Below are 24,982 nucleotides of genomic sequence, written 5' to 3'. Positions count from 1 at the left end.
TGCCGCGGCGGGGATGGCTGCCGTGGATGGATACCGTCGGGCCGTGAGTCTCCCCCTGGTCCGCCGCGAGCGGCACGCGTTCTGCGACACCGCCCTGGCCCTCGGACCCGACGTCCCGACGCTGTGCGGTGGCTGGAACTCGCGCGACCTGGTCGCGCACCTGCTGGTGAGGGAGAACTCCCCGGCCGGGGCCGCCGGCATCGTCATCTCCCCCCTGGCCGGGCTCACCGAGCGGGCGATGGCCAGGGCCGCGCGGGCGCCGTTCGCCGACATGGTGCGCAAGCTCCGCGACCCGGGGCTGACGCCGTACCGCCTGCCGGGCGTCGAGCGGCTCACCAACCTGCTGGAGTACTTCGTCCACCACGAGGACCTGCGCCGCGCCCAGCCCGAGTGGCAGCCGCGGGAGCTGCCCGCTGCCGACGAGGACGAGCTCTGGAAGCTCCTGCCCGGGGCGGCCCGGCTCGCGACCCGCAAGCTCGGCGAGCCGGTCGTCGTACGCCGCTCCGACCGGCCGGGCGTGGAGGCGACGGTCCGCAAGGGACCGGACCCGGTCGTCGTCACCGGCCGGCCGTCGGAGCTGGTGCTGTTCTTCTTCGGCCGCTCCGAGCTGCACGACGTGACCTTCGACGGGCCGCCGGCAGCGACAGCTCGGCTGCGGGAGGCCGACCGCGGGATCTAGTCTCCTAACGTGCACCTGAGCGTCTCCCTGCCGGCGTTCGTGCTCGCCGTGCTGCTGATCTCCGCCTCGCCGGGCCGGCCCTGGCGCTGATCCTGCGCCGGACGGCGCTGCACGGAATGCGCACTGCGGTGCCGCTGGTCCTCGGCCTCGAGCTCGGGCTCTACCTGTGGGCGCTCGCCGCGGCGGCGGGGTTCGCCGCGCTCGTCGCCGCCTCCGAGGCGGCGTACTGGACGCTCAAGGTGGCCGGCGCGTGCGTGCTGATCTACCTGGGCGTGCGGGCCTGGCTGGCGGCGTGGCGCGAGCGCCGGGGCGGGCCGCACGCGGAGGCGCCACTCGAGGACCGCGGCCCGGGCGCGGTCAAGGCGTTCGCCGAGGGGCTCGTGGTCCAGCTCGCCAACCCGAAGGCGGCGGTGTTCATGATCGCCTTCTACCCGCAGTTCGTGCCGAGCTCCGAGCCGCTGTTCCGCACGACGGCGGTGCTCGCACTGCTGCAGGTCGGCATCGAGCTCGTCTTCTACCTCACGCTCGCGGCGTTCGTGGCGCGGGCGGGAGCGTGGTTCCGGCGTTCGGAGGTGCGACGCCGGCTCGAGGCGGTCAGCGGCACGGTCCTCGTCGGGCTGGGGCTGCGCGTCGGGCTGTCCTCGCGCTAGCAGGCCGCGTCGGCGCGGTCAGGCCGGCTTGGTGGCCTTGATCGTGTAGGTGTGCGGGAGCCGCCACGGGCGGTCGCGGAGGCGGTGCTCGCCGCCGGGCAGCTCCTCGGTGAAGCCCGGGAACGCGTCCCACGGCACGCTGTCGTGCTCGACCAGCGCGTCGAGGACGAGGCCCTGGTCGAGGAGCGCCGTCACGATCTCGCCGAGACCGTGGTTCCACTCGTGGGTGAGGTTGTGCTCGAACTCCACGTCGGTCTCGACGTACGTGCCGCCCTCGTCCCACACGAGCGGCTCGTCGCGCTCGAAGTAGGGGTACGCCAGCTCGAGCCGGCCCTCGGGCAGCGGGTCGGCCAGCGCCCAGAGCATGGGGTGGCCCTCGCGGATGAACAGCCGTCCGCCCGGCTTCAGCAGCCGCTGGACCACCTCGGCCCACCGGCCGACGCTCGGGAGCCAGCAGAGCGCGCCGATGCCGGTGAACACGAGGTCGAACTCCCCTGCGGGCAGCACGTCGGCGGCGTCGTAGACGTCGGCCTCGACGAAGTCGACGCCGGCGCCGAGCTCCTGGCTCAGCGCGGTCGCCTGGGCGACGGCCGCCGGGCTGAAGTCGAGCCCGGTCATCCGCGCGCCGAGCCGGGCCAGCGAGATCGTGTCGGTGCCGATGTGGCACTGGAGGTGCACGCCCCGCAGGCCGGCCACGTCGCCGAGCAGGGGCAGGTCGAAGCTCACCACGTCGGAGAGGTGGGCCGGGTCGGACCGGAACCGGTCGAGCCCGTACCCGGGCGAGGCGGCGTGGGCGGGCGCCCGCTCGTCCCAGCTGGCCTTGTTGAGCGTGCGGTAGTCGGCGTCGGTCACCGCGACATCATCGGACCGCGTGGCCGGTGTCCGCGAGCGACTTCTTGACCTCGGCGATCCGCAGCGTGCCGAAGTGGAACACCGTCGCCGCCAGGACGGCGTCGGCGCCGGCGTCGACCGCCGGGGCGAAGTGGTCGAGGCGACCGGCGCCGCCGGAGGCGATGACCGGGACGGTGACCTCGCGGCGTACGGCGCGGATGAGGTCGAGGTCGAAGCCGTCCTGGGTCCCGTCGGCGTCCATCGCGTTGAGGAGGATCTCGCCGGCGCCGAGCTCGGCCGCCCGGGCCGCCCACCCGATGGCGTCGAGGCCGGCCGACTCGCGACCGCCATGGGTGGTGACCTCGAAGCCGGAGTCGGTGCCGATCGCACGACGCGCGTCGACGGACAGCACCAGGACCTGGCTGCCGAACCGGTCGGCGATCTCCGCGACGAGCTCGGGGCGCCGGATCGCGGCGGTGTTGACCGCGACCTTGTCGGCACCGGCGCGGAGCAGTCGGTCGACGTCCTCGACGCTCGCGACGCCGCCCCCGACGGTCAGCGGGATGAACACCTCCTCGGCGCAGCGCGAGACGACGTCCATCGTGGTGGCGCGGCCCTCGTGCGAGGCGGAGATGTCGAGGAACGTCAGCTCGTCGGCGCCCTCGGCGTCGTAGGTGCGCGCGAGCTCGACCGGGTCGCCGGCGTCGCGGAGCTGCTGGAAGTTGATGCCCTTGACCACGCGCCCGCCGTCGACGTCGAGGCACGGGATGACCCGCACGGCGAGCGTCACGGCGTGCCCCTGGTGAGCGCGAGCGCCTCCTCCAGGGAGAAGCGGCCCTCGTAGAGCGCGGTGCCGGCGATCGCGCCCTCGACACCTCCCGGTGACCCGGCAGGGCGCACCAGCTCCATCAGCGCACGGATGTCGTCGAGGGTGGTCACGCCGCCGGACGCGACGACCGGCCGGTCGGTGGCGGCACAGACGTCGCGGAGCAGCTGCAGGTTGGGGCCTTGGAGCATGCCGTCCTTGTTGACGTCGGTGACGACGTAGCGCGCGCAGCCCTCGCCGTCGAGCCGCGCGAGCACCTCGTAGAGGTCTCCGCCCTCGCGGGTCCACCCGCGCGCGGCCAGGGTGCGGCCGCGGACGTCGAGCCCGACGGCCACGCGGTCGCCGTACGTCGCGATCGCGCGGGCGCACCACTCGGGCTGCTCCAGCGCGGCGGTGCCGATGTTGACCCGGCGGCAGCCGGTGGCCATGGCGGCCTCGAGCGACTCGTCGTCGCGGATGCCGCCGCTCATCTCGACCTGGATATCGAGCGCCCCGACGATGCGGGCCTGGAGCTCGCGGTTGTGGCCGCGGCCGAACGCCGCGTCGAGGTCGACGAGGTGGATCCACTCCGCGCCGGCCTCCTGCCAGCGCAGGGCGGCCTCGACCGGGTCGCCGAACCGCTTCTCGGAGCCGGCCACGCCCTGCACGAGCTGCACCGCCTGGCCGTCGGCGATGTCGACGGCGGGCAGCAGCTCGAGGTAGTCGCTCACGTCAGCTCCTCCGGAACAGCATCATGTGGATGATCGGCGCCCCGAGCAGGCTGGCGACCAGGGTGAAGCCGGTGATGTAGAAGTCCTGGGTGAAGGCGTAGACCAGCAGGTTGAACGCCACGAGCACCGCGAAGGTCCCGCCCGCCTGACGCCGGCGCTTCTCCGCCAGCAGGCCGGTGCGCCGTGCTGGCGGCCTCGGGACCCAGCCCGTCAGCCGCTCCCGCCGCGCGTCGCGCCGCGCCTGTCTCTGCGCCGCGGCCACCCGTGCGGCCTGGGCCGCTGCCACCTCCGCCTCCCTGGCCGCCCGCCGCTGCTGCCGCTCCTTGCTCATCGGGGAACCGCTGTCCAGAGGCACGCAGAGATAGTCCCTGACGTTCGTGTCGATGACACGCCGGCCCGACGTACACGGACGTCAGGGACTATCCCGACCGTCGAGCACGCGCTCACAGGGTCTCCACCCAGTTGCGGAGCAGCTGGGCTCCGGCGTCACCGGACTTCTCGGGGTGGAACTGGGTGGCCCAGAGGGGGCCGTTCTCGACGGCCGCGACGAAGCGGTCGCCCGCGCCCGGGGTCGGGCCGGTCTCGGTCCAGGTGACCAGCGGGGCGGTGGTGCGGCCGTGGGTCTCGAGCGTCCAGGTGCGGACGCCGTAGGAGTGCACGAAGTAGAAGCGCTCCCCCTCGACGCCCGCGAACATGCGCGACCCCTCCGCGACCTCGACGGTGTTCCAGCCCATGTGCGGCACCACCGGCGCCTGCAGCCGCTCGACGACGCCCGGCCACTCGTCGCAGCCCTCGGTCTCGACGCCGTGCTCGATGCCGCGCTCGAACAGCACCTGCATGCCCACGCAGATCCCGAGCACCGGCCGGCCGCCCGACAGCCGCCGCCCGATCGCCCGCGGGCCGTCGACCGCGCGCAGCCCGGCCATGCACGCGGCGTACGCGCCGACGCCCGGCACCACGAGCCCGTCGGCCTCCTCGGCGGCGTGCCGGTCACCGGTGAGGGTGACCTCGGCTCCGGCCCGCTCCACCGCGCGTACGGCGGAGCGCAGGTTGCCCGAGCCGTAGTCGAGGACGACGACCTTCCTAGACAAGCGTGCCCTTCGTCGACGGGACGCCGGTCTCACGCGGGTCGAGCGCGACCGCGTCGCGGAACGCCCGGGCGAAGGCCTTGAACTGGGTCTCCACGATGTGGTGCGGCTCGCGGCCGGCAAGCACCCGCACGTGCAGCGCGATCTGCGCGTGGAAGGCCAGCGTCTCGAAGACGTGCCGGGTGAGCGAGCCGAGGTAGCCAGGAAGGTTGCCGGTGCCGAGGACGACGTACTGCATGCCCTCGGGCTCGCCGGTGTGCACGCAGTAGGGGCGCCCGGAGACGTCGACGACGGCCTGCACGAGCGCCTCGTCGAGCGGCACGGTGGCGTCGCCGAACCGGCGGATGCCGGCCTTGTCGCCCAGCGCCTCGCGCAGGGCCTGGCCGAGCACGATCGCGGTGTCCTCGACGGTGTGGTGGGCGTCGATGTGCGTGTCGCCCTCGGTCTGGACGACGAGGTCGACCAGCGAGTGGCGGGCGAACGAGATGAGCATGTGGTCGTAGAAGCCGACGCCGGTGGAGACGTCGTGACGGCCGGAGCCGTCGAGGTCGACCTCGACCAGCACCTTGGACTCGCTGGTCTGCCGCTCGATGCGCGCGGTGCGACTCATGACTTCTCCTCCGTGGCCTGCGTCAGGGCCATTCTGAACGACTTCATCTCCTCGGGGGTGCCGATCGACACCCGGAGCCACCCGTCGGGCCCGACCTCACGGACGAGCACACCCCGGTCGAGCAGCGCCTGCCAGACGGCACGACGATCGCGGAAGACGCCGAACAACACGAAATTGGCGTCGCTGTCCGCCACCCGGTGGCCCTGCTCGCGCAGCCACCCGACCGTCGCGTCGCGCTCGGCCCGCAGGTCGTCGACCCGGCCGAGGAGCTCCTTCTCGTGCCGCAGCGCGGCCAGCGCGACCGCCTGGGTCACCGCCGAGAGGTGGTAGGGCAGCCGGACGACGCGGATCCCGTCGACCAGCGCGGGGTCGGCGGCGAGGTAGCCGAGGCGGGCGCCGGCCAGCGCGAACGCCTTGCTCATCGTGCGGGTGACCACCAGGTTGCGGTGCGCGGGCAGCAGCTCGACCGCGCTCGGCACGCCGGCGCGCCGGAACTCGCCGTACGCCTCGTCGACCACCAGCAGCCCGTCGCCCATGACCTCGCAGAGCGCGGCGATCGCGTCGTGCGGGAGCGCCGTGCCGGTCGGGTTGTTGGGGCTCGGGAGCAGCACCACGGCCGGCCGGTGCCGCTCGATGAGGGTGCCGGCGTGGTCGAGGTCGAGCGAGAAGTCCTCCTCGCGGTGGCCGACCACCCACTCGGTGTTGGTGTCGCGGGCGTACTCCGGATACATCGAGTACGTCGGCGCGAAGCTGAGCGCGGTGCGCCCAGGGCCGGCGTACGCCTGGAGCAGCTGCAGCATCACCTCGTTGGAGCCGTTGGCCGCCCACACCTGGTCGGGGACGATCCCGTGCGGCGTGTCCTTGCCGAGGTAGGCCGCCAGGGCCGCGCGCAGCTCGCCGAACTCGCGGTCCGGGTAGCGGTTGAGCGTGCCGGCGGCCGCCGCGACCGACGCGGCGATGTCGGCGACGCACTCGGGCGAGGGGCCGTAGGGGTTCTCGTTGACGTTGAGCTGGACGGGCGCCTCGTCGAGGGAGAGCTGCGGCGCGCCGTACGGCTCGAGCCCCTTCAGCTCGTCGCGGAGGGGCGGGAAGTCCGACATCGCTCAGCCCCCGAAGCGGACGCGCACGGCGTTGCCGTGACCGGGCAGGTCCTCGGCCTCGGCCAGGGTCACGACGTGGTCGGCGACCTCGGCCAGCGCCTCGCGCGAGTAGTCCACGACGTGCACCGACTTGGTGAACGCGCGCACCGACAGCCCCGACGAGTGGCAGGCGCAGCCGCCGGTGGGCAGCACGTGGTTGGAGCCCGCGCAGTAGTCGCCCAGCGAGACCGGGGCGTGCGGACCGACGAAGATCGCGCCGGCGTTGCGGATCCGCGCCGCCACCGAGGTCGCGTCGGCGGTGTGGAGCTCGAGGTGCTCGGCGGCATAGGCGTTGGCGACGTCGACGCCCTGGTCGAGGTCGTCGACGAGCACCACGCCCGACTGCGGTCCGGACAGCGACGTCCGGATCCGCTCGGTGTGCTTGGTGGCGAGCACCTGCGCCTCGAGCTCGACGGCGACCCGGTCGGCCAGCGCCTCCGAGTCGGTGACCAGCACCGCCGCGGCCAGCGGGTCGTGCTCGGCCTGGCTGAGCAGGTCGGCGGCGACGTACGCCGGGTCGGCGGTCTCGTCGGCGAGGACGAGGATCTCGGTCGGCCCGGCCTCCGAGTCGATGCCGACCCGGCCCTTGAGCAGCCGCTTGGCGGTCACCGTCCAGATCGAGCCCGGGCCGGTGACCAGGTCGACCCGCGCGCACGGGCCGACGCCGTAGGCGAACATCGCGATCGCCTGCGCTCCCCCGACGGCGTAGACCTCGTCGACCCCGAGCAGCGCGCACGCGGCGAGGATCGTCGGGTGCGGGAGGCCCCCGTGGTCCTTCTGCGGCGTCGAGGACAGCGCGATGGAGCGGACGCCGGCGACCTGGGCCGGCACGACGTTCATCAGCACGCTCGAGACGAGCGGCGCGAGGCCGCCCGGGACGTACAGCCCGACCCGGTCCACCGGCACCTTGCGGTGGGTGACCGTGGCGCCGGCGCCGAGCTCGGTGGTCGCGTCGCGCTCGAGCTCGGCCTCGCAGGTGGCCCGCAGCCGGCGGATCGACTCCTCCAGCCCGGCCCTGATGTCGGGGTCGAGGTTCGCCAGCGCCTCGTGCAGCGGCTCCGGCGCCACCCGGATGTCGGCCTGGACGACGCCGTCGTACTGCGCCGACATCTCCAGGATCGCCTCGAGCCCACGGGTGCGGACCGCCTCGCAGATCGCGTGCACCGCCGGGACCGCGGCCTCGACGTCGAAGTCGGCGCGCGGCACCACGTCGCGGTAGTCCCCGGGTCGCTCACCGCGCAGGTCGATCCGGCGCATGCCGTTCGGGGATCCCTGCGGAAGCGCGTCGGCGAGCGCGGCGCCCTCGTCTCGCGGTTCCGTGGGGTGGATCATGCGGTCGAGTCTACGAAGCCGGGGCACACCCTCGGGCTCGCGTCACCGCACGTGGACGCGCGCCGGGCCGGCACTGCCGCGTCGTTCACCGGGCGACGCGCCGCCGCGGCCGGGTCGCCGCCGCGAGGCAGAACGACCAGAGGATCGCCAGCGGGACGGTGAAGCCGCCGTAGCCGGCCGCGACGGCGCCGGTCATCAGCGTGCCGCACCCGACGCCGACCCAGCCGGCCCACCGGGCGAAGGCGCTCGTCCGGAGGGCCAGGACCGACGTCGTCAGCACGGCGAGGCCCAGCGCGCCCATCGCGGACAGCCCGAGCACCTGGTAGTTGAGCGCGGTCGCGAAGCGCAGCACGTCGACCGAGGGCAGGGGCTCCCCCATGACGTCCACGAGGTGTCCGACCGCCGACCGGGTGGCGGCGGTGACGACCATCGCGGCGGTGAACGCTGCCCCCATCGAGCGCGCGAAGGCGCGCCACGACGGCGAGGTCCGGGTCGCGGCGAGCCGGTGGACGTGGTTGGCGACCACGGCGAAGAGAGCGGCCGCACTCATCGCGAGGAGCCCGGAGAACATGCCGGACCTGCGGTTGCCCGACTGCTGCCACCAGTCGAGGAGCTCGGTGTCGCTGGCGTCGTGGGGGACGTTCACGCTGGCGACGGTCAGGAACATCGCGATCCCGAAGAGGACCGCGGCGCCCGCGGCGACCCACGCCGCCGTGGCGGTGCGCTGGTCGATGGGCTCCTGGACGGTGGGTGAGACGGTCATCGGCTTCTCCGATCGGGTGGGCTGCTGGTGGGACCAGCCTCCGGGCCGGCGACGCCCGGACGCGTCGGAGCGGTCCCGGGTCCGCCGGTCGGGGCTGACCCTGACGCGCCACCCCGAGATCGCTGCCAGCATGGGCACATGTCGCGGCGGACGAGCCTCCTCCTGGTCGGGGGCGCCGGCGTGCTCGTCGCGGCCGCGGTCGTGGTGGAGCTCTGGTTCGCCGCCAGTGCCGGCGGGCACGCACCGCACTCGGTCACCGACGTGGGGTTCGCGGCCGTCGTGGTCGTCGCGCTCACGGTGAACCTCCTGGTCGGCGCGGTGGTCGCCCTCGCCCGGCGGGACAACCCGGTGGGCTGGCTCTTCCTCGCCCTCGGCCTCGTGCTGCTCCTGGAGGCGCCCACCGACGCCTACGCGCAGCACGGCCCGGGGTCGTACGGCGACCTGCCGGGGACCCGGGCGATCATCGTGCTCACCGACGCCTCGTGGATCATCTGGTTCACGCTCGTCGCGCTGATCCTCCTGCTCACCCCCACAGGTCGGCCGCTGTCACGGCGCTGGCGCGCGGTCGCCTGGGCCCAGTCGACGGCAGGCCTGGCCGCCTACCTCCTCGCCATCCCGTCCGCCAAGCAGCCGACCCGCCCAACCGCGACCTCCGCAACCCGATGCAGCTGGACGCCATCCAGCCCTGGGCGGACAGGCTCTGCACCGTCTGCGTCTACGCCATCGGGGTGGGCCTCGTCGCCAGTGGCGTCTCGCTCCTGCTGCGGTTCCACCGGGCGGTCGGCGACGAGCGCCGGCAGCTGCTGTGGCTCGTGGTCGCGGTCGCACCGCTACCGCTCTACGTCGTCGTGGCCTTCGTCGCGGCCCAGGACGGCGCAGGGATCGTGACGGTCGTCGCCACCGGTGGCTTCATCACGCTGGTCCCGATCGCGGCCGGCCTCTCGGTGCTCCGCTACCGGCTCTACGACGTCGAGCGGCTCGTCGCCGCGACCGTCACGTGGGTGCTGCTCTCCGCCGCCCTGGTCGGGACCTACACCGTCGTGGTCTGGCTGGGGGCCCGGGCGGTGCCGAGCGAGCCGGTCTCTCCCGCGCTGTCCGCCACGCTCGGGGCGGTCGTCGCGGCCGGCCTCGCCTTCCCCCTGCACCGGGCGCTGCAGGCCCAGGTCGACCGGCGGTTCAACCGCCGCGCCTACGACGCCCGCCGCGTGATCACCGAGGCGCTCGCCACCGAGGGCGCCGGGATCGACGTCGAGGAGGTCCTGCGCGAGGCGCTGCGCGACCCGGCGTTGAGCGTCGCCTACCCCGGGCCGGACGGCAGCTGGCTGCGATCCGACGGGTCGGCGACAGGGACGGGTGGGCACGTCGGCATCGAGAGGGACGGCAGGGTGGTCGCCCGCATCGCCTTCGACGCCGACCGCACGGACGCCGCGGCGGTGCGTCGCGCCGCCGCCCTGGCGGCCTCCGAGCTGGACAACACGCGGTTGCGTGCCGAGCTCGCGCGTCAGGTCGCCGAGATCGCGGCGTCGCGGCGGCGGCTGGCGACCGCGCAACGGACCGAGCGCACCCGCATCGAGCGCGACCTGCACGACGGCGCCCAGCAGTCGCTGCTCGCCCTCGCCTTCCAGCTGCAGTCCGCGCAGCTGAACGGCGACCCGGAGCGGATGCGCGAGGCGCTGGCGGAGGGCGCCGCCGCCGCCCGGGCCGCGGTCCGCGAGCTGCGCGACCTCGCCAACGGCCTGCACCCGGCGGCACTCGCCGACGGTGGTCTCGGCGCGGCCCTCGACGACATCGTCCGCCACTCCCCCGTGCCGATCCGGGTGCGGGTCGACAACGGGCGGCTCGACGCGGGCACGGAGTTCACCGCGTGGTCGGTGATCGGTGAGGCCGTGGTCAACGCGCAGAAGCACGCCGCCGCGCACGGGATCGAGGTGGACGTCCATCGGCAGAACGGCGACCTGCGCCTGCGGGTCCACGACGACGGCCGCGGCGGTGCGAACCCGGACGGGCCGGGCCTGCGCGGGCTGCGGGACCGCGTCGAGGCCGCCCGCGGGCGGCTCACCGTCACCAGCGACGCCGGCGGCACGACGGTCGAGGCGGTGCTCCCGTGCGGGTCGTGATCGCCGACGACTCCGGGCTCCTCCGCGACGGGCTGGCCGGCCTCCTCGTCGAGGCCGGGGTCGACGTGGTCGCCCGGGCGGTCGACGCCGACGAGCTGCTCACGACGGCCGCCGAGCACGAGCCGGACGTCGCGATCATCGACATCCGGATGCCGCCGACCTATACCCACGAGGGCGCGAAGGCAGCGCTCGAGCTCCGCCGCCGACAGCCGGGCGTGGGCGTCCTGCTCCTGTCGCAGTCGCTGGAGAGCCGTTACGTCACCGACCTCGCCCGGACGCACGCGCGGGGCTTCGGCTACCTCCTCAAGGACCGGGTGACCGACGTGCGGGTGCTGCTCGACGCACTCGCCTCCGTCGCCGCCGGGGGCACGGTGCTCGACCCCGAGGTGGTCAGCCACCTGCTGGGCCGCATCGAGCTCGCCGAGCAGTTTGGCCGGCTCTCCGAGCGCGAGCGCGACGTGCTGGAGCTCATGGCCCAGGGCCTCTCCAACCGGGCGATCGCGGAGCGGCTGGTCATCGACCTGAAGACCGTCGAGACCCACATCGCCCGGATCCTGACCAAGCTCGACCTGCATCAGACCCGACGAGCACCGTCGTGTGCTGGCGGTGCTCGCGTGGCTGCGAGGCTAGTCTCGGAGAGGTGAGCACGTCGCTGCCGATGTTCCCGCTCAACGCGGTGATCTTCCCCGGCGTGAGCGTGCCGCTCACCGTCTTCGAGGACCGCTACCGCGCGCTCGTGCACCACCTGCTGCGGGTCGAGGACCCCACCCAGCGGCTGTTCGGGTCGGTCGGGATCCGTGAGGGCTACGAGGTCGGCGACCACGGCTCGCAGTCGCTGTTCCGGATCGGCTGCCGGGTGCAGCTCACCGAGGTCGAGCCGCACCCCGACGGCACCTTCTCGATCGTCGCGGTCGGCCTGGACCGCATCCAGCTCGAGCGTCTCGACACCACCGGCACCTTCCCCGTCGGCCAGGTCGTCGACCGGCCCGAGACCGGAGGGCCGGTGCCGGCCGACCTGGTGCAGCACGCGAGGGACATCTTCACCGCCTACCGGGCCGCGCTCGCCGAGATCCGCGCCGATCCCTACACCGGCGACCTGCCGAAGGATCCGTCGTACCTCTCCTGGACGCTGGCCGCCTGCGCGCCGCTCCCCCTCCACGACCGGCAGGCGCTGCTCGAGGCGGAGGACGCCGAGCACCGGCTGCGGATGGTCACCGACCTGCTGCGCAGCGAGCTGCGGGCGATGAACGTGCTGCCGTCGCTCCCCGCCACCGACGTGGCCCGGACGCGCTGGAGCCCGAACTGACGCCAGCGGTGGTCGCGCTGCGGGCGGCGGGCGTGGTCTTCACCGTCCACGAGTACGCCCACGACCCCCGCAGCGAGTCGTTCGGCCTGGAGGCCGCGACCGAGCTCGGGCTCGACCCCGACCGGGTCTACAAGACGCTGATGGCCAGCGCCGACGGGGCGCTCGTGGTCGCCGTCGTGCCGGTGAGCGGTCGCCTCGACCTGAAGTCACTGGCCCGGGCCGTCGGCGCCTCGAAGGCCGCGATGGCCGACGTGCGCGCCGCCGAGCGGGCGACGGGGTACGTCGCGGGCGGCATCTCGCCGTTCGGCCAGAAGCGCCGGCACCCGACCGTCGTCGACGAGACCGTCGAGCTGTGGGACTCCGTCTACGTCTCCGGCGGCCGGCGCGGCCTCGACGTCGAGCTCGCCCCGGCCGACCTCATCGCGGTGACGGGGGCGGTCGTCGCCGACGTGGCGCGCGCGTAGGGCGTGTCTCTCCATTGCTGGTGGATGCCGGCGTCGTCCAGGTGCCGCCATGGATCGAGAGACATGCCCCAGCTCTTGGCTACGACGACGGCAGCGTCACGGTGAAGGTGCTGCCCTCGCCGAGCCGCGACCTCACCTCGACGCGACCCTGGTGCCGCTCCACGATGGTGGACACCGCTGCCAGTCCCAGGCCGGTGCCGGGCTCACGCAGCGCCTCGGGGTTGCTGGTGCGGAAGAACGCGCGGAACAGGCCCTCCTGGTCGTCCTCAGAGATGCCGATGCCGGTGTCGGCCACCGCCAGCACCACCGCCTCGCCGACGCGCTGGACATCGACCGCGACCGCGCCGCCCGGCCCGGTGTACTTCACGGCGTTGCTGACCAGGTTGCCGATGAGCCGGTCGAGCTCGACCGCGTCGCCGGGCACCACGAGCGGGGGCGGGTCGAGGTCCACGGTGAGCGCGACGCCCTTCGACCGCGCTGTCGACTCGACCAGGGAGATCACCTCGCCCACGACCGGGCGGAGGTCGACGGGCACCCGCACGAGGGGGTGGTCGGGGTTGCTCACCCGGGCCAGCAGGAGCAGGTCGTCGACCACGGCCTGCATCCGCTCGGTGCCGCGTCCCATCGCCTCGTGGTAGCGCTGCGCCTCGGCGTCCAGGTCGGTCTCGCCGAGCAGCTCGAGGTTGCCCGAGATCACGGTCAGCGGGGTCCGCAGCTCGTGGGAGAGCATGGCGACCAGGTGGCTCCGGTAGTCGTCGACCTGCTGGAGCCTCGTCACCAGCCGGCGCTCCGACTCGAGTGCGCGCGCCGTCATCAGCGCCGCCCCGAGGTCGTGGCCGATCTGCAGGGCGGAGGCGATCTCGACCGGTGACCACTCCGGCTGGTCCGAGTGCCGCCACAGCGCCATGAACCCCACGCACTCCTCGCCGACGCCCAGGGCGACGCCGAGCATCCAGGAGACGTCCGGGTTCGCGAGGTGCTCGCGGATCGCGGGCCCCAGCCGGTCGGGGAGCTCGTCGCGCGTCAGGGCGAGCGCGCGCTGCTCCACCCAGAGCTCGGAGGCCATCTCGGCGACGCGCTCGACGACATCGGGCTCGAGCTCGATGCGTTCGCCCTTGTGGGTGCGCACGATGTCGACCCCCGGTCCGTCGGACCGGAACACGTGCAGCCACGAGCCGCGCGCGTCGAAGCTCTCGACCAGCTGGTCGTGCGTGAGCCGCAGGACGTCCTCGAGCGAGCCGTGGGTGGGGCGGGAGGCCGAGCGGATCAGCTGGCGCGCGGACTCCGCGTGGGCGACCTGCTCGAGCAGGGCCTGGCGCTCGAACAGGGTCAGCACCGCGCGCTCGGCCTGCGCGGCGTACTTCTCCAGCAGGCCGAGCTCGCGGGCGTCCGGGCGCCGTCCCGAGGTGGCCCGGTCGACGGACAGGATCCCGACGACGACCCCGTCGTCGTTCCTGAGCACCGCGAACAGCTCCTCGTCGGCGCGCCAGGCGTCGGGGTGGTCGGTGGGCACCTGGTCGAAGTGGACCCAGTGACCGTCGAGCTCCTCGACGGGTGTCGCCTCGAGGAACCGCAGCCGTGGCCCCCAGGGCACGGCCTTGGCGAGCAACGGCTCGATCACCGACACCGGGTCCGGCTGCTCCATGTACTCGCGGTGCTCCTCCGGCCCGGTGTAGGCCAGCGTCACCAGCTCGTCACCCAGCACGACCGACAGCGCGGCCACCTCGAACCCCACGAGCTCCGCCACCGACTCGACCATCAGCTGGAGGACGGCGCGGGCGGACGACTCCGACCAGGTCGTCTGGTCGGGTCGTCCCCACGCCGCGTCGCCGCCCTCCACCCGCCGAACCTATGCGGCGAGCAGGCCGCGCGTCCGGATTTCGCTAGTTGGTGGCCAGCCGGATCACCGAGTGGCTCACGTCGCCGTCGACCCACGCGGAGGCACCGAAGCCCGAGACCGGCTCGAGGTTGTCGAGGAACTCCCGGTCACCGTCCCCGACGGCGTCGGCGATGGCGTCCTCGAGCTCGTCGACGTCGACGAAGAGGATCGTCTGCGCGTCGTCGGCCTCGCGGATGACGTCCTTGAACACGTCGTTGTCGCCGAGCTTGCCGTCCTCGAGGACCTCGGAGCGGTAGTCGGGGTTGGGGCCGATCACGATGACGTCGCCATCGGCGTCCGTCTCGAGGATGGTGGCCTGGGGGCCCGCCATGTCACGGAGCTTGTCGAGCACCTTCTCGATCTCGTCGGGATCACCCTGGATCTTGATCGCGACCGGGATGTCGGAGCCGTCATCGGAGCCGAAGAAGTCGTCCGGGTCGAAGTCGGAGCCCAGCGCCAGCGCCGCCGAGTCACCGGCCAGCGTCTCGGCGTCGTCGGGCAGGTCGAGCCCGGTCATCTCGGACAGCTCGCTCATCACCTCGTCGGCGTCCTCACCCATGTAAGGAGCCACGTAGTCGACCAGGTCGCCGAACCAGCCGTCGGCGAAGCCGAGACCCAGCGCGGCGCCGGTGTCGCTGGGCAGCGTCTTCACGATGTCGGCGGTCGCCCCGCCGGAGAGGAAGAACGTCCCGCCCAGGGCGGTGTCGCCGGCGGCCTCGAGCTCGATGGCGCCGTCGTCGAACCGGAGCGTCGCGGCCATGCCGTCGAAGTCCCTCAGCTTCTGCTTGAAGTCGTCGGGGAGCGACGAGTCGATCGCGCAGGACTCGTCCGCGAGGTCGCCCCCGAGGTCGGGGTCGGGGTCGTCTGCGTTGCACTCGTAGGTCGCGCCGGGCGTCATCAGCCCGAGGGGGAACCCGAACAGGTCGTCGGCGTGGTCGGCGAGGTAGTCGCCGGCCCGCGGGCCGGCGTAGACCGTGAGCACGCCGGGGTCGCCGGCCTCGTCGGTCCACTTCTGGAAGTCGTCGTCGTCGGCGAGCGAGCCCTTCTTGGTCGCGGCGACGACGTCGTCGGCCACGTCGTCCGACTCGGCCACGACGGCCCAGTCGCCCTCGATGGCCCAGCCGCCGCTCTGCTCCTCGCCAACGCCGCTGCAGTCCTTGATCTTGTCGAGGCCGGCCTCGGCCTTGTCGGCGTCCTTGACCTGCACCACGAACACCGCGTCGGGCGTGTCACCGCCCAGGTCGACCGCCGCCACCGCGGCCCGGTCACCGAGCCAGGGCTCGATGTCGTCCGCGTAGTCGATGTCGTCGCACTGCGCCTCGTCCTGGATGCGCTTGAAGATCTCCTTGCGCAGGTCGTCGTCGGAGCTGATGCCGACGTAGTCCTCGAACGCGGGGAACTTGTTGAGGGTCCGCAGCGCCTCGATCTTCTGCCCGCCGCTCGGGTCGAGGTCGACGCTGACGTAGCCGAGGGTGCCGGCGGGCAGCGCCTCGGCCGGCTGCGGGCCGGTCGTCAGGAAGTTGTACGCCGCCCAGGCCCCCACGCCCGCCGCGACCAGGCCGATCACGCCACCGCCGACCAGCAGGCCACGGCGCACGCCGCGGCCACCCTGCCGGGGCTCCGGCGGGAGTGGTCCGCCGCCGCCGCTCTCGAGGTACTCCGGCGGACCGCTGGGCGGGCCGCTCGGGGGACCAGTGGGCGGGCCACTGGGCGGGCCACCGGCCGGCGGGCCGGTCGGCGGAGGGGGCGGAGGAGGGAGCGTGCTGGACAAGGGACTCTCCGAGGGGTAGCCGGGCGGGCCCGGGACGTCGGCGCCAGGAGGCGGGTGCGCTGGTGAGACGGGCGGAGCCTACCCGCGGGTTCCGGGTGGCAACCGGATTTCGCCTCAGGCGGGAGGCACGGTCGAGGTCGGGCTCGCGGTCGCGGCTGAGGGTGAGGTGGAGCGCGGCGGCAGCGACGGCAGGCCGCGGACCTCCGTGGGCGGCCGGCCGATCGAGACGGCGTAGACGAGGCCCAGTCCGACCAGGGCACCGAACGTGAACGAGCCCCTCGGCGCCCACGACCGGACCCGCAGCGCGCCGGACAGCTTGTCGCCGTCCTGCGCCGTCCTGGCGAGCTCGTGGGGGTCGCCGGGGCTGAGGTGGGTGCCGACGCGGAGCATGAGGTAGGCCGCGACCACCGACCCCGCGATCACCGCGGCGAGGGTGACCAGCTCGGCGCGGTCGAAGGCCCAGGCGGCCAGGACCCCGAGGACCAGGCCCGACACGGTGGCGATCACGACGTAGAGGGCGACGCCCTGGAAGTCGTCGCGGAGCCCGGCCTCGTCGGTGTACCACCGGCCCCCGGCCACGACCCCGCTCGGGACGTCCCACAGCCGGAACCAGGCCCAGCCCGCGCCGGCGCCGACCACAGCGAAGACGGCGAGCGTCGCGAGCGCCTGGGCGGGCACGACCACCCAGGGTGAGCGCCGTGCTCGGTCGGGTCGCGCGTCGAGGATCTCGGGAGCGGGCGCGGTCAGCCCGTCAGACATCCCGGGCCCAGGAGCTGCTTGAGGTCGGCGAACAGCGCCGGGCTAGGCGTGACCCTGAGCCGGTCGTCGAGACGCATGACCGTGGTCTTCTCACGAGACAAGAGTCGCAGCCGGACCTCGGTCACGCCGGGGTGGGTGCCGAGCACGTCGCGCAGCTGGGCCACCGTCGGCGGCGTGCACCGGGTCGAGGGCAGGCTGATGACCACCGGACCGCTGGGCCCGTCGGACAGGTCGGGGAGCACGACCTCCTGCGCGCGCAGCTCGGGCTGGTCCTTGTCACGGGACAGCGCGCCCTTGATGCGGAGCACGGAGTCCTCGACGAGCAGCGTGCTGGCCAGCTGGTAGGTGCTGGGGAACAGCAGCACCTCGATCGCGCCGTCGAGGTCCTCGAGCGTGATCGTCGCCCACGAGTCGCCGCGCTTGGTGATCTTGCGCTGCACCGAGGTCACCAGGCCGCTGACCGTGACCATCGACCCGTGCGGGCGCTCCTCGTCGAGCATCAGCGCGCCGATGGTGCAGTCGGTGCCGCGGGAGAGCACGTGCTCGAGCCCGAGCAGCGGGTGATCGGAGACGTAGAGCCCGAGCATGTCGCGCTCGTGGCTGAGCAGCGTGGTCTTGTCCCACTCGTCGATGTCGTCGGGGATCTTGACCGAGACCCCGAACCCGCTCTCGCTGTCGTCGACGCCGCCGAAGAGCGAGTCCTGGCCGATCGCCTCGTTGCGCTTGACGTCGACGTACTGGTCGACGGCCTGCTCGTGGATGGCGACCAGCGCCCGGCGCCGGTGCTTGAGGTCGTCGAAGGCACCGGCCTTGATCAGCGACTCGACCACGCGCTTGTTGCAGACCAGCGCGGGGACCTTCTCGAGGAAGTCGTTGAAGTCGGCGTAGCGGCCCTTCTCGGCGCGCGCGGCCACGATGCCGTCGACGACGTTGCCGCCGACGTTGCGGATCGCGGTGAGGCCGAAGCGGATGTCGTTGCCGACCGGGGTGAAGTTGGCCGCCGACTCGTTGACGTCCGGGGGGAGCACCTGGATCTTCATCCGGCGGCACTCGTTGAGGTAGATCGCGGACTTGTCCTTGTCGTCGCGGACGCTGGTGAGCAGGGCCGCCATGTATTCCGCGGGGTAGTTGGCCTTGAGGTAGGCCGTCCAGTAGGACACCAGCCCGTAGGACGCCGAGTGGGCCTTGTTGAAGGCGTAGTCGGCGAACGGCAGCAGCGTCTCCCACAGGGTCTCGATCGCCCGGTCGGAGTAGCCGTTGACCCTCATGCCGTCGGAGAAGGGGACCTTCTCGGCGTCGAGGATCTCCTTCTTCTTCTTGCCCATCGCCTTGCGGAGCAGGTCGGCCTGACCGAGCGTGTAGCCGGCGACCTTCTGGACGATCGCCATCACCTGCTCCTGGTAGACCAGGAGGCCGTAGGTCTCGTCCAGGATCTCGGCCAGCGGCTCGGCCAGCTCCGGGTGGATCGGCTCGACCGGCTCGCGCCCGGTCTTGCGGCGGGCGTACTTGTTGTGGGAGTCCATGCCCATCGGGCCCGGACGGTAGAGCGCGCCGACCGCCGAGATGTCGGCGAAGACGTCAGGCCGCATGGAGCGCAGCAGCGCGCGCATCGGCCCGCCGTCGAGCTGGAACACGCCGAGCGTGTCACCGCGCTGGAGCAGGGCGTACGTCGCCTCGTCGGTGAGCTCGAGCTCCTCGAGGACCACCGTCTCGCCGCGGTTGGCCTCGATGTTGGCGAGGGCATCGTCGAGGACAGTGAGATTGCGCAGCCCCAGGAAGTCCATCTTGATGAGGCCGAGGTTCTCGCAGGTCGGGTAGTCGAACTGCGTGATCATCGCCCCGTCGGCGGGCCGCTTGAGCAGCGGGATCACGTCGGCCAGGGGCTCGCTCGACATGATGACGCCGGCGGCGTGCACGCCCCACTGCCGCTTGAGCCCCTCGATGCCCATCGCGGTGTCGACGACCCGCTTGACCTCGGCGTCGGACTCGTAGAGCGAGCGGAACTCGCCGCCCTCGCCGTAGCGCTTGTGCTCGGGGTCGAAGACGTCCTTGAGCGGGACGTCCTTGCCCATCACGGCGGCGGGCATGGCCTTGGTGATCCGGTCACCCATCGCGAACGGGTAGCCGAGGATGCGGCTGGAGTCCTTGACGGCCTGCTTGGCCTTGATGGTGCCGTAGGTGACGATCATCGCGACGCGGTCGTCGCCGTACTTCTCGGTGACGTACTTGATGACCTCCCCCCGCCGACGCTCGTCGAAGTCGATGTCGAAGTCGGGCATCGAGACGCGGTCGGGGTTGAGGAAGCGCTCGAACAGCAGCCCGTGCACGAGGGGGTCGAGGTCGGTGATGCGGAGCGCGTAGGCGACCATCGAGCCGGCCCCGGAGCCGCGGCCCGGGCCGACGCGGATGCCCTGGCTCTTCGCCCAGTTGATGAAGTCGGCGACGACCAGGAAGTAGCCGGCGAAGCCCATGCTGTTGATGACGCCGAGCTCGAAGTCGGCGCGGCTGCGCACGGCGTCGGAGATGCCTCCGGGGTAGCGGTGGCGCAGCCCGGTCTCGACCTCCTTGACCAGCCAGGAGTCCTCATTCTCGCCGGCCGGGCAGGGGAAGCGAGGCATGTACTTGCCGACGCTCTCGCTGAACTCCACGTGGCAGCGCTCCGCGACGAGCAGGGTGTTGTCGCAGGCCTCGGGGAGCTCGCGCCAGACCTCACGCATCTCGGCGGCGGACTTGAGGTAGTAGCCGTCGCCGGTGAAGGCGAACCGCTGGCCGGGGCCGTCGCCGGCGGGGATGTCCATCGTCGAGCCGGAGTTGATGCAGAGCAGGTGCTCCTGGCTCGGGGCGTCCTCGCGCATGACGTAGTGGGAGTCGTTGGTCGCCAGCAGCGGGAGCTGGAGGTCCTTGGAGAGGCGCAGCAGCCCCTCGCGGACGCGCCTCTCGATGTCGATCCCGTGGTCCATCAGCTCGATGAAGTAGCTGTCGGGGCCGAGGATGTCGCGGAAGTCGGCCGCCGCCTGCCGAGCGGCGTCGTAGTTGCCGTTGCGGAGGTGGACCTGCACCTCGCCCGACGGGCACCCGGTGGTGCCGATCAGGCCGCGGCCGTGGGTGGTCAACAGCTCGCGGTCGATGCGTGGCTGCTTGAAGAAGCCGTCGCGCCACGCGCCGGTGCTGAGGCGGAAGAGGTTGTGCATCCCCTCGGTCGACTCGCTCAGCAACGTCATGTGGGTGTAGGCGCCCCGCGCGCTGACGTCGTCGGGGCCGCCGCCGTAGAAGTTGACGCCCTTGCGCTCGAACCGGCTGATGTTGGGCGTCGCGTAGGCCTCGATGCCGATGATGGGGTTGACCCCGGCGTCCTTGGCCTTCTTGTAGAACTCGTAGGCGCCGAACACGTTGCCGTGGTCGGTCATCGCCACGGCCGGCATGCCGAGCTCGGCCGCCCGCTGGGTCAGGTCGGTCAACCGGGCCGCGCCGTCGAGCATGGAGTACTCGGTGTGCACGTGCAGGTGGACGAACGAGTCCTGACCGGGCATGGGGGTGGCTGCCTCCTCCGGGAAGTCTGGGCATGGCGAAGCGAGCTGGTCGGGGGCCGCTCGACGCTGTCGGGCGCGATCCCGGGGGAAGAGCCTCAGCCTACGGCGTCGGGTCGGCCCCACGGGAACCCCGCGGCGGCGAGTTGCTCGTGACCGCCGGCGTGGCGTCTCACGGCGGCGGGCCAGCTCGGCTGGTGGTCATGCCGACGACCGTAGGGGCGACCGCCGACAGCCCGGCCGGCGGGCGCGTCAGTCGGCGGCGTCGAGGCTCTCGCTGATGATCTGGTGCACGATGCGGTAGAGGCGCTCCTCGCCCAGGCCCGGGGCGCGCGCGGCCATCGCGCGCGCGATCTCGCGCTCGCGGTCGAGGTCGCGCGCGGGGTCGACCTTGTGGGGCTGCACGGCGGCGGTGACGGCGGCCCGGCGGTTGAGGAGCTCGCCGAGCTCGCGGTCGACCTCGTCGATCAGCGAGCGGAAGAACGCGAGCGGGTCGCGGCCGGGCCAGGCCATCCGGAGGTCGGGGGCCTTCTCCTCGTTGACGGAGCCGTCGGTGTGCTCGAGCTCGACCAGCCCCCGGGACCGGTAGAACGCCCGGGCCGGCTCGTTGGACTCGAAGACCCACAGGCAGAAGCCGTCCGGCCGCTGCGCCTTGACCACGTCGAGGAGCGCGCCGCCGACGCCCGTGCCCTGGGCCGACGGGTCGACGTAGAGGTCCTCGAGCCAGTCGGCGCTCAGCCGCGCGTAGCCGACGGGGCTCCCCTCGGCCTCGGCCAGCCAGACGTCGTAGGTCGACAGGTCCCAGCCGTCGACGTAGGCGCGGACCTCGTGGGGCGGGTGGATCCCCCGCGGCATCGAGGGGTACGCCGCCTCGCGGACCTCGATGAGCAGCTCGGCCACCGCGCCGAGGTCGTCCGGCGTCGCCGGCCGCAGCACGAGGTCGTCAGTCGGCACCGCGGACCGCCTCGAGCGCCTTCGCGAGGTCGTCGGGGTAGCCCGACTCGTACTCGACGTACTCGCCGCTGTCGGGGTGCTCGAACCCGAGCTTGACGGCGTGCAGCCACTGGCGCTCGAGCCCGAACCTCGTGGCGAGCGTGGGGTCGGCGCCGTAGGTCAGGTCGCCCACGCACGGGTGCTTGAGCGCGGCCATGTGCACCCGGATCTGGTGGGTGCGGCCGGTCTCGAGGTGCACCTCCAGCAGCGAGGCGAACCGGTGGGCCTCGAGCGTGGAGTAGTGAGTGACGCTCGGCCGCCCCTCCGCCATCACCGCGAACTTGTAGTCGGCCCTCGGGTGCCGCCCGATCGGGGCGTCGACGGTGCCCTCGAGCGGGTCGGGATGGCCCTGCACGAGCGCGTGGTAGGTCTTGTCGACGTCGCGCCGACGGAAGGCGTTCTTGAGCACCGAGTAAGCGTGCTCGGACTTGCAGATCACCATCACGCCCGAGGTGCCGACGTCGAGCCGCTGGACGATGCCCTGCCGCTCCGAGGCGCCGCTGGTCGCGATCTTGAACCCCGCCGCCGCCAGGTGTCCGACCACCGTCGGGCCGGTCCAGCCGGGAGAGGGGTGCACGGCGACGCCGACCGGCTTGCCGATCACGACGATCGAGGGGTCGTCGTGGATGATCTGGATGCCCTCGACCTCTTCGGGTACGACGGCGAGGGGGTCCGCCTCGACCGGGATCGTCACGTCGAGAGTGGCCCCCGCCAGGACGCGGTCGCTCTTGACGGCGCCGGCGCCGTCGACCTGCACGAGGCCGCGCGAGATCAGGTCGGCGGCGCGGGTGCGCGACAGCCCGAACATCTGCGCCAGCGCGGCGTCGACCCGCTCCCCGGCCAGCCCGTCAGGGACCGGGAGCGTGCGGTGGTCGGCGGCGGAGCCCTCGACGCTCACGAGTCGGCGGGCTCCTCGGCCTCGCGCTCGACCCGCGACCCGTCGAGGCGGATCCCGCGGAAGGCCTGCACCAGGATCAGCGCCGCGGCGACGTTGATGCAGATGTCGGCGACGTTGAAGATCGGCCAGTGCGGCAGCATGAGGAAGTCGACCACGTGGCCACGCAGCACCCCGGGCGACCGGAACACGCGGTCGGTCAGGTTGCCGGTGATCCCGGCCAGCAGCAGGCCCAGTGCGACCGCCCACCCGGGGCTGGCGACCCGCCGGCTCAGCCACAGCACGACCAGCACCGCCGCGATCGCCAGGCAGCTGAACAGGCTGGTGTAGCCCGTCCCGGTGCTGAACGCCGCGCCCGCGTTGCGGGTCAGGCGCAGCACCAGCAGCTCACCGACCAGCTCGTGGTCGGGCTCGCCGGTGAGCCGATCGACGGCCAGCCACTTGGTGAGCTGGTCGAGGGCGTAGAGCAGCGCGAACGACGCGAGGAGCAGGGCTCGCACCCGGGTGCGGGACGGGACGGACTGCGTGTCGTTCAGGCTGGAGTCGTCGGGACTCAGCGACGTTCCTCGCGCTGCTTGCATGTCATGCACAGTGTCGCACGGGGCATGAACTTGAGCCGCTCCTTGCCGATCGGCTCTCCGCACGACTCGCAGACGCCGTAGGTGCCGTCGTCGATCCGGGCGAGCGCCCGGTCGATCTGGTAGAGCTTGTCGCGCTCGATGGTGAGCACGGTGAGCTCCTGGTCGCGCTCGTAGGTGGTCGCGCCCACGTCGGCCTGGTCCTGGCCCGCTCCGTCGCCGGAGTCGCGCATCAGGCCGGTCAACTCGTTCGAGTGGGCCTCGACGATCTCGCGGCTGTGCTCGCGCTCGGCGTTGAGCTCCTTGAGGACCTCCTTGAGCTCGGCCTTGGTCCACGCGCCCTCACCGGCCTTGACGACCAGCTTGCTGACCGGCGCCTTGCGGGTGGCGGGAGCCTTCGCGGCCGGGGCCGCCTTGGTCGTCGCCGCGGCCTTCGTGGCGGGAGCCTTGGTGGCGGGAGCCTTTTTCGCTGGTGCCGCCTTCGCCGCCGGGACCTTCTTGGCCGGGACCTTCTTGGCCGGGGCCTTCTTGGCCGGCGCCGCCTTCTTGGCCGGGGCCTTCTTCGCCGCGGCCTTCTTGGCCGGCGCCGCCTTCGTGGCCGCGGCCTTCTTGGCAGGAGCCTTCTTGGCCGGCGCCGCCTTCTTCGCGGGGGCCTTCGTCGCGGGGGCCTTCTTCGCCGGGGCCTTCTTCGCCGGGGCCTTCTTGGCCGGCGCAGCCTTCTTGGCAGGAGCTTTCTTGGCCGGCGCCGCCTTCTTGGCCGGGGCCTTCTTCGCGGGAGCCTTCTTCGCGGGAGCTGCCTTCTTCGCCGGCGCGGCCTTCCTGGCCGGGGCCTTGGCGGCCTTCTTCGCCGGCGCGGCCTTCTTGGCAGGGGCCTTCTTGGCGGGCTCCGCCTTCTTGGCCGGCGCGGTCTTCTTCGCCGGGGCCTTGACGGCCTTCTTGGTCGACGCGGCCGCGCCCGAGGTGGCCTTCGCCGTACGGCGGCCGATCACCTTGCGGGCGGCGCTGGCCGTCCGTCCGGCGAGCGAGCGAGTGCTGGTGCGGGCCATCGACCGGGCCTTCCTGGTGGCCTAGACCGTGGCGGTGTCCACGGGTGCTGCGCGGAACCGTATCCGCTCACCCGCGCCCACTCAAACAGGCGCGCTCAACTCGTGACCTGGCCGCGCAAACGTTTTCGCCGCCCGAACGCGCAGGTCAGCGAGGAGCCGCGTGGCCCCTCCAGACCCCGGCAGGGCCTGCTCAGACCTCGTCGTCGCCGAGGATCGAGCGCAGCCGCTTGGGCGCCGGAGGCTGGTCGTCGGAGACCGCGGGCGACTCGCCCGGACCCGACAGCGCCTCGAGCTGCTGGCTGAAGTAGCTCTTGAGGCGCGAGCGGTACTCGCGCTCGAAGGCGCGCAGCGTCTCGACCTCGCTGTTGAGCTTGTCGCGCTCGCGCTCGAGCTCGCCGAACATCTGCTGGCGGCGCTCGGCGGTCTCGGAGTCGAGCATCTGGGCGCGGGTGCGGGCGTCGGACTCGAGGCGGTCGGCCTTGACCTTCGCCTCGGCCTCGAGGCGCTCGGACTTGGTGCGCGCCTCGCCGATGATCTTGTCGGCCTCGTTCTTGGCCGACTCCACCAGCTCGTCGGCGTTGCGGGTGGCGATCTCGAGCAGGCGGGCCGCGGCGTTGGACGCCTCGGGCACGGTCTCGACCCGGATGGTCTCGGGGCCGGCGCTGGCCGCCGCGACGGGCTGGGGGGTGGGCTCCGGGGTCGGCTCCGGCTCGGGAGCGCGCTCCTGGACCGCGGGCGTCTGCGCCGTCGTGGTCGCCGGGCTGTCCTGGAAGCTCGACCCGCCGCCGGTCTGCGCGGCCGACAGCTTGTTGCGCAGGTCGTCGTTCTCCTTGGTCAGCCTGGCCAGCTCGGCCTCGACCTCGTCGAGGAACTGGTCGACCTCGCCCATGTCGTAGCCCTCGCGGAGCCGGACCGGCGTGAATCGCTTGTTACTCACGTCCTCAGGCGTCAGCGGCATGTTTCCACCCATTCATCTTCTTCGAGGTCCCTCGAGTTCAGCGATGTCCCCTGGTGTCCGG

General features: G+C 72.7%; 24 protein-coding genes. 6 read left to right on the top strand and 18 right to left on the bottom strand.

Annotated elements, in window-relative coordinates; genetic code table 11:
• The first annotated feature begins 43 nt into the window (after nucleotides 1-43).
• Nucleotides 44-679 (top strand): TIGR03085 family metal-binding protein, encoded by a 636-nt coding sequence (locus tag G514_RS0103575; RefSeq protein ID WP_028650642.1) that lies wholly within the window; start codon nucleotides 44-46, stop codon nucleotides 677-679.
• Nucleotides 680-759: 80 nt separating this feature from the next.
• Nucleotides 760-1,329: a LysE family translocator gene (locus tag G514_RS24665; protein WP_211222034.1), complete on the top strand. Its 570-nt coding sequence runs from the start codon at nucleotides 760-762 to the stop codon at nucleotides 1,327-1,329.
• An 18-nt stretch (nucleotides 1,330-1,347) separates the two neighbouring features.
• On the opposite strand, the gene G514_RS0103565 is transcribed toward G514_RS24665, so the two are convergent.
• From G514_RS0103565 to G514_RS30100, 9 genes are all read right to left on the bottom strand, one after another.
• Nucleotides 1,348-2,181 (bottom strand): class I SAM-dependent methyltransferase, encoded by an 834-nt coding sequence (locus G514_RS0103565; protein WP_028650641.1) that lies wholly within the window; start codon nucleotides 2,179-2,181, stop codon nucleotides 1,348-1,350.
• A gap of 7 nt (nucleotides 2,182-2,188) precedes the next feature.
• The gene (hisF, locus tag G514_RS0103560; protein ID WP_028650640.1) at nucleotides 2,189-2,950 is read right to left on the bottom strand and encodes an imidazole glycerol phosphate synthase subunit HisF; all 762 of its coding nucleotides are present in this window, start codon (nucleotides 2,948-2,950) and stop codon (nucleotides 2,189-2,191) included.
• Nucleotides 2,947-3,696 (bottom strand): bifunctional 1-(5-phosphoribosyl)-5-((5-phosphoribosylamino)methylideneamino)imidazole-4-carboxamide isomerase/phosphoribosylanthranilate isomerase PriA, encoded by a 750-nt coding sequence (gene priA / locus G514_RS0103555; protein WP_028650639.1) that lies wholly within the window; start codon nucleotides 3,694-3,696, stop codon nucleotides 2,947-2,949. The genes hisF and priA overlap by 4 nt, the downstream gene beginning before the upstream one ends.
• Nucleotide 3,697: 1 nt before the next feature.
• Nucleotides 3,698-4,027, bottom strand: a complete 330-nt coding sequence (locus G514_RS24660) for a hypothetical protein (RefSeq protein WP_036563460.1) — start codon at nucleotides 4,025-4,027, stop codon at nucleotides 3,698-3,700.
• 112 nt (nucleotides 4,028-4,139) lie between these two features.
• Entirely contained in the window at nucleotides 4,140-4,787 is a 648-nt protein-coding gene (gene hisH, locus G514_RS0103545) for an imidazole glycerol phosphate synthase subunit HisH (RefSeq protein ID WP_028650638.1), read from the bottom strand.
• Nucleotides 4,780-5,394, bottom strand: coding sequence for an imidazoleglycerol-phosphate dehydratase HisB (hisB, locus tag G514_RS0103540; protein ID WP_028650637.1), 615 nt, complete (start codon nucleotides 5,392-5,394; stop codon nucleotides 4,780-4,782). Before hisB ends, hisH begins: the two co-directional genes overlap by 8 nt.
• Nucleotides 5,391-6,494 (bottom strand): histidinol-phosphate transaminase, encoded by a 1,104-nt coding sequence (locus G514_RS24655; RefSeq protein ID WP_036563458.1) that lies wholly within the window; start codon nucleotides 6,492-6,494, stop codon nucleotides 5,391-5,393. Before G514_RS24655 ends, hisB begins: the two co-directional genes overlap by 4 nt.
• 3 nt (nucleotides 6,495-6,497) lie before the next feature.
• Nucleotides 6,498-7,790: a histidinol dehydrogenase gene (gene hisD / locus G514_RS0103530; RefSeq protein WP_028650636.1), complete on the bottom strand. Its 1,293-nt coding sequence runs from the start codon at nucleotides 7,788-7,790 to the stop codon at nucleotides 6,498-6,500.
• 160 nt (nucleotides 7,791-7,950) lie between these two features.
• On the bottom strand, nucleotides 7,951-8,628 hold the full coding sequence (locus G514_RS30100; RefSeq protein WP_157544576.1) for a hypothetical protein: 678 nt from the start codon (nucleotides 8,626-8,628) through the stop codon (nucleotides 7,951-7,953).
• A gap of 662 nt (nucleotides 8,629-9,290) precedes the next feature.
• On the opposite strand from G514_RS30100, the gene G514_RS28935 reads away from it, so the two are divergent.
• The 4 genes from G514_RS28935 to ybaK are packed head-to-tail and all read left to right on the top strand — an operon-like array spanning nucleotide 9,291 to nucleotide 12,515.
• A complete protein-coding gene (locus G514_RS28935) occupies nucleotides 9,291-10,745 on the top strand; it encodes a sensor histidine kinase (RefSeq protein WP_051246644.1) in 1,455 nt (484 codons plus the stop codon).
• The gene (locus G514_RS24645) at nucleotides 10,733-11,389 is read left to right on the top strand and encodes a LuxR C-terminal-related transcriptional regulator (protein WP_342662554.1); all 657 of its coding nucleotides are present in this window, start codon (nucleotides 10,733-10,735) and stop codon (nucleotides 11,387-11,389) included. Before G514_RS28935 ends, G514_RS24645 begins: the two co-directional genes overlap by 13 nt.
• A complete protein-coding gene (locus tag G514_RS0103505; protein WP_028650634.1) occupies nucleotides 11,386-12,051 on the top strand; it encodes an LON peptidase substrate-binding domain-containing protein in 666 nt (221 codons plus the stop codon). Before G514_RS24645 ends, G514_RS0103505 begins: the two co-directional genes overlap by 4 nt.
• Before the next feature lie 8 nt (nucleotides 12,052-12,059).
• Nucleotides 12,060-12,515 (top strand): Cys-tRNA(Pro) deacylase, encoded by a 456-nt coding sequence (gene ybaK / locus G514_RS0103500; protein ID WP_245582090.1) that lies wholly within the window; start codon nucleotides 12,060-12,062, stop codon nucleotides 12,513-12,515.
• Nucleotides 12,516-12,594: 79 nt separating this feature from the next.
• Here ybaK and G514_RS28930 read toward each other — a convergent pair whose 3' ends face one another.
• From G514_RS28930 to G514_RS0103450, 9 genes are all read right to left on the bottom strand, one after another.
• Nucleotides 12,595-14,355, bottom strand: a complete 1,761-nt coding sequence (locus G514_RS28930; protein ID WP_051246636.1) for a sensor histidine kinase — start codon at nucleotides 14,353-14,355, stop codon at nucleotides 12,595-12,597.
• Nucleotides 14,356-14,398: 43 nt separating this feature from the next.
• Entirely contained in the window at nucleotides 14,399-15,991 is a 1,593-nt protein-coding gene (locus tag G514_RS0103490) for a DUF3352 domain-containing protein (protein ID WP_028650632.1), read from the bottom strand.
• A 288-nt stretch (nucleotides 15,992-16,279) separates the two neighbouring features.
• The gene (locus G514_RS0103485; RefSeq protein ID WP_157544575.1) at nucleotides 16,280-16,924 is read right to left on the bottom strand and encodes a hypothetical protein; all 645 of its coding nucleotides are present in this window, start codon (nucleotides 16,922-16,924) and stop codon (nucleotides 16,280-16,282) included.
• On the bottom strand, nucleotides 16,909-20,454 hold the full coding sequence (gene dnaE, locus G514_RS0103480; RefSeq protein WP_028650630.1) for a DNA polymerase III subunit alpha: 3,546 nt from the start codon (nucleotides 20,452-20,454) through the stop codon (nucleotides 16,909-16,911). The genes G514_RS0103485 and dnaE overlap by 16 nt, the downstream gene beginning before the upstream one ends.
• A 249-nt stretch (nucleotides 20,455-20,703) precedes the next feature.
• On the bottom strand, nucleotides 20,704-21,405 hold the full coding sequence (locus G514_RS28925) for a GNAT family N-acetyltransferase (RefSeq protein WP_051246634.1): 702 nt from the start codon (nucleotides 21,403-21,405) through the stop codon (nucleotides 20,704-20,706).
• Nucleotides 21,395-22,342: an RluA family pseudouridine synthase gene (locus tag G514_RS0103470; protein ID WP_028650629.1), complete on the bottom strand. Its 948-nt coding sequence runs from the start codon at nucleotides 22,340-22,342 to the stop codon at nucleotides 21,395-21,397. Before G514_RS0103470 ends, G514_RS28925 begins: the two co-directional genes overlap by 11 nt.
• A complete protein-coding gene (gene lspA, locus G514_RS0103465; protein ID WP_028650628.1) occupies nucleotides 22,339-22,920 on the bottom strand; it encodes a signal peptidase II in 582 nt (193 codons plus the stop codon). The genes G514_RS0103470 and lspA overlap by 4 nt, the downstream gene beginning before the upstream one ends.
• Complete coding sequence (locus G514_RS29700) at nucleotides 22,893-23,963, bottom strand: TraR/DksA family transcriptional regulator (RefSeq protein ID WP_084151751.1); 1,071 nt, start codon at nucleotides 23,961-23,963, stop codon at nucleotides 22,893-22,895. The genes lspA and G514_RS29700 overlap by 28 nt, the downstream gene beginning before the upstream one ends.
• A gap of 190 nt (nucleotides 23,964-24,153) precedes the next feature.
• The gene (locus G514_RS0103450) at nucleotides 24,154-24,921 is read right to left on the bottom strand and encodes a DivIVA domain-containing protein (RefSeq protein WP_036563456.1); all 768 of its coding nucleotides are present in this window, start codon (nucleotides 24,919-24,921) and stop codon (nucleotides 24,154-24,156) included.
• Between the last annotated feature and the right edge of the window lie 61 nt (nucleotides 24,922-24,982).

It is taken from the genome of Nocardioides halotolerans DSM 19273, from assembly GCF_000422805.1.
GTDB classification, from domain to species: domain Bacteria; phylum Actinomycetota; class Actinomycetes; order Propionibacteriales; family Nocardioidaceae; genus Nocardioides; species Nocardioides halotolerans.
Note: the sequence above shows the minus strand (reverse complement) of the source record. Positions and strands in the feature narration are given on the sequence as shown.

Bases quoted from the DNA above. Each gene is read 5' to 3' on its own strand.
- G514_RS24660 (WP_036563460.1), bottom strand. From the start codon at position 4,027: ATGAGCAAGGAGCGGCAGCAGCGGCGGGCGGCCAGGGAGGCGGAGGTG.
- G514_RS0103485 (WP_157544575.1), bottom strand. From the start codon at position 16,924: ATGTCTGACGGGCTGACCGCGCCCGCTCCCGAGATCCTCGACGCGCGA.
- G514_RS28935 (WP_051246644.1), top strand. From the start codon at position 9,291: ATGCAGCTGGACGCCATCCAGCCCTGGGCGGACAGGCTCTGCACCGTC.
- G514_RS24655 (WP_036563458.1), bottom strand. From the start codon at position 6,494: ATGTCGGACTTCCCGCCCCTCCGCGACGAGCTGAAGGGGCTCGAGCCG.
- G514_RS30100 (WP_157544576.1), bottom strand. From the start codon at position 8,628: ATGACCGTCTCACCCACCGTCCAGGAGCCCATCGACCAGCGCACCGCC.
- hisD (WP_028650636.1), bottom strand. From the start codon at position 7,790: ATGCGCCGGATCGACCTGCGCGGTGAGCGACCCGGGGACTACCGCGAC.
- lspA (WP_028650628.1), bottom strand. From the start codon at position 22,920: ATGCAAGCAGCGCGAGGAACGTCGCTGAGTCCCGACGACTCCAGCCTG.
- G514_RS0103450 (WP_036563456.1), bottom strand. From the start codon at position 24,921: ATGCCGCTGACGCCTGAGGACGTGAGTAACAAGCGATTCACGCCGGTC.
- dnaE (WP_028650630.1), bottom strand. From the start codon at position 20,454: ATGCCCGGTCAGGACTCGTTCGTCCACCTGCACGTGCACACCGAGTAC.
- G514_RS29700 (WP_084151751.1), bottom strand. From the start codon at position 23,963: ATGGCCCGCACCAGCACTCGCTCGCTCGCCGGACGGACGGCCAGCGCC.
- hisB (WP_028650637.1), bottom strand. From the start codon at position 5,394: ATGAGTCGCACCGCGCGCATCGAGCGGCAGACCAGCGAGTCCAAGGTG.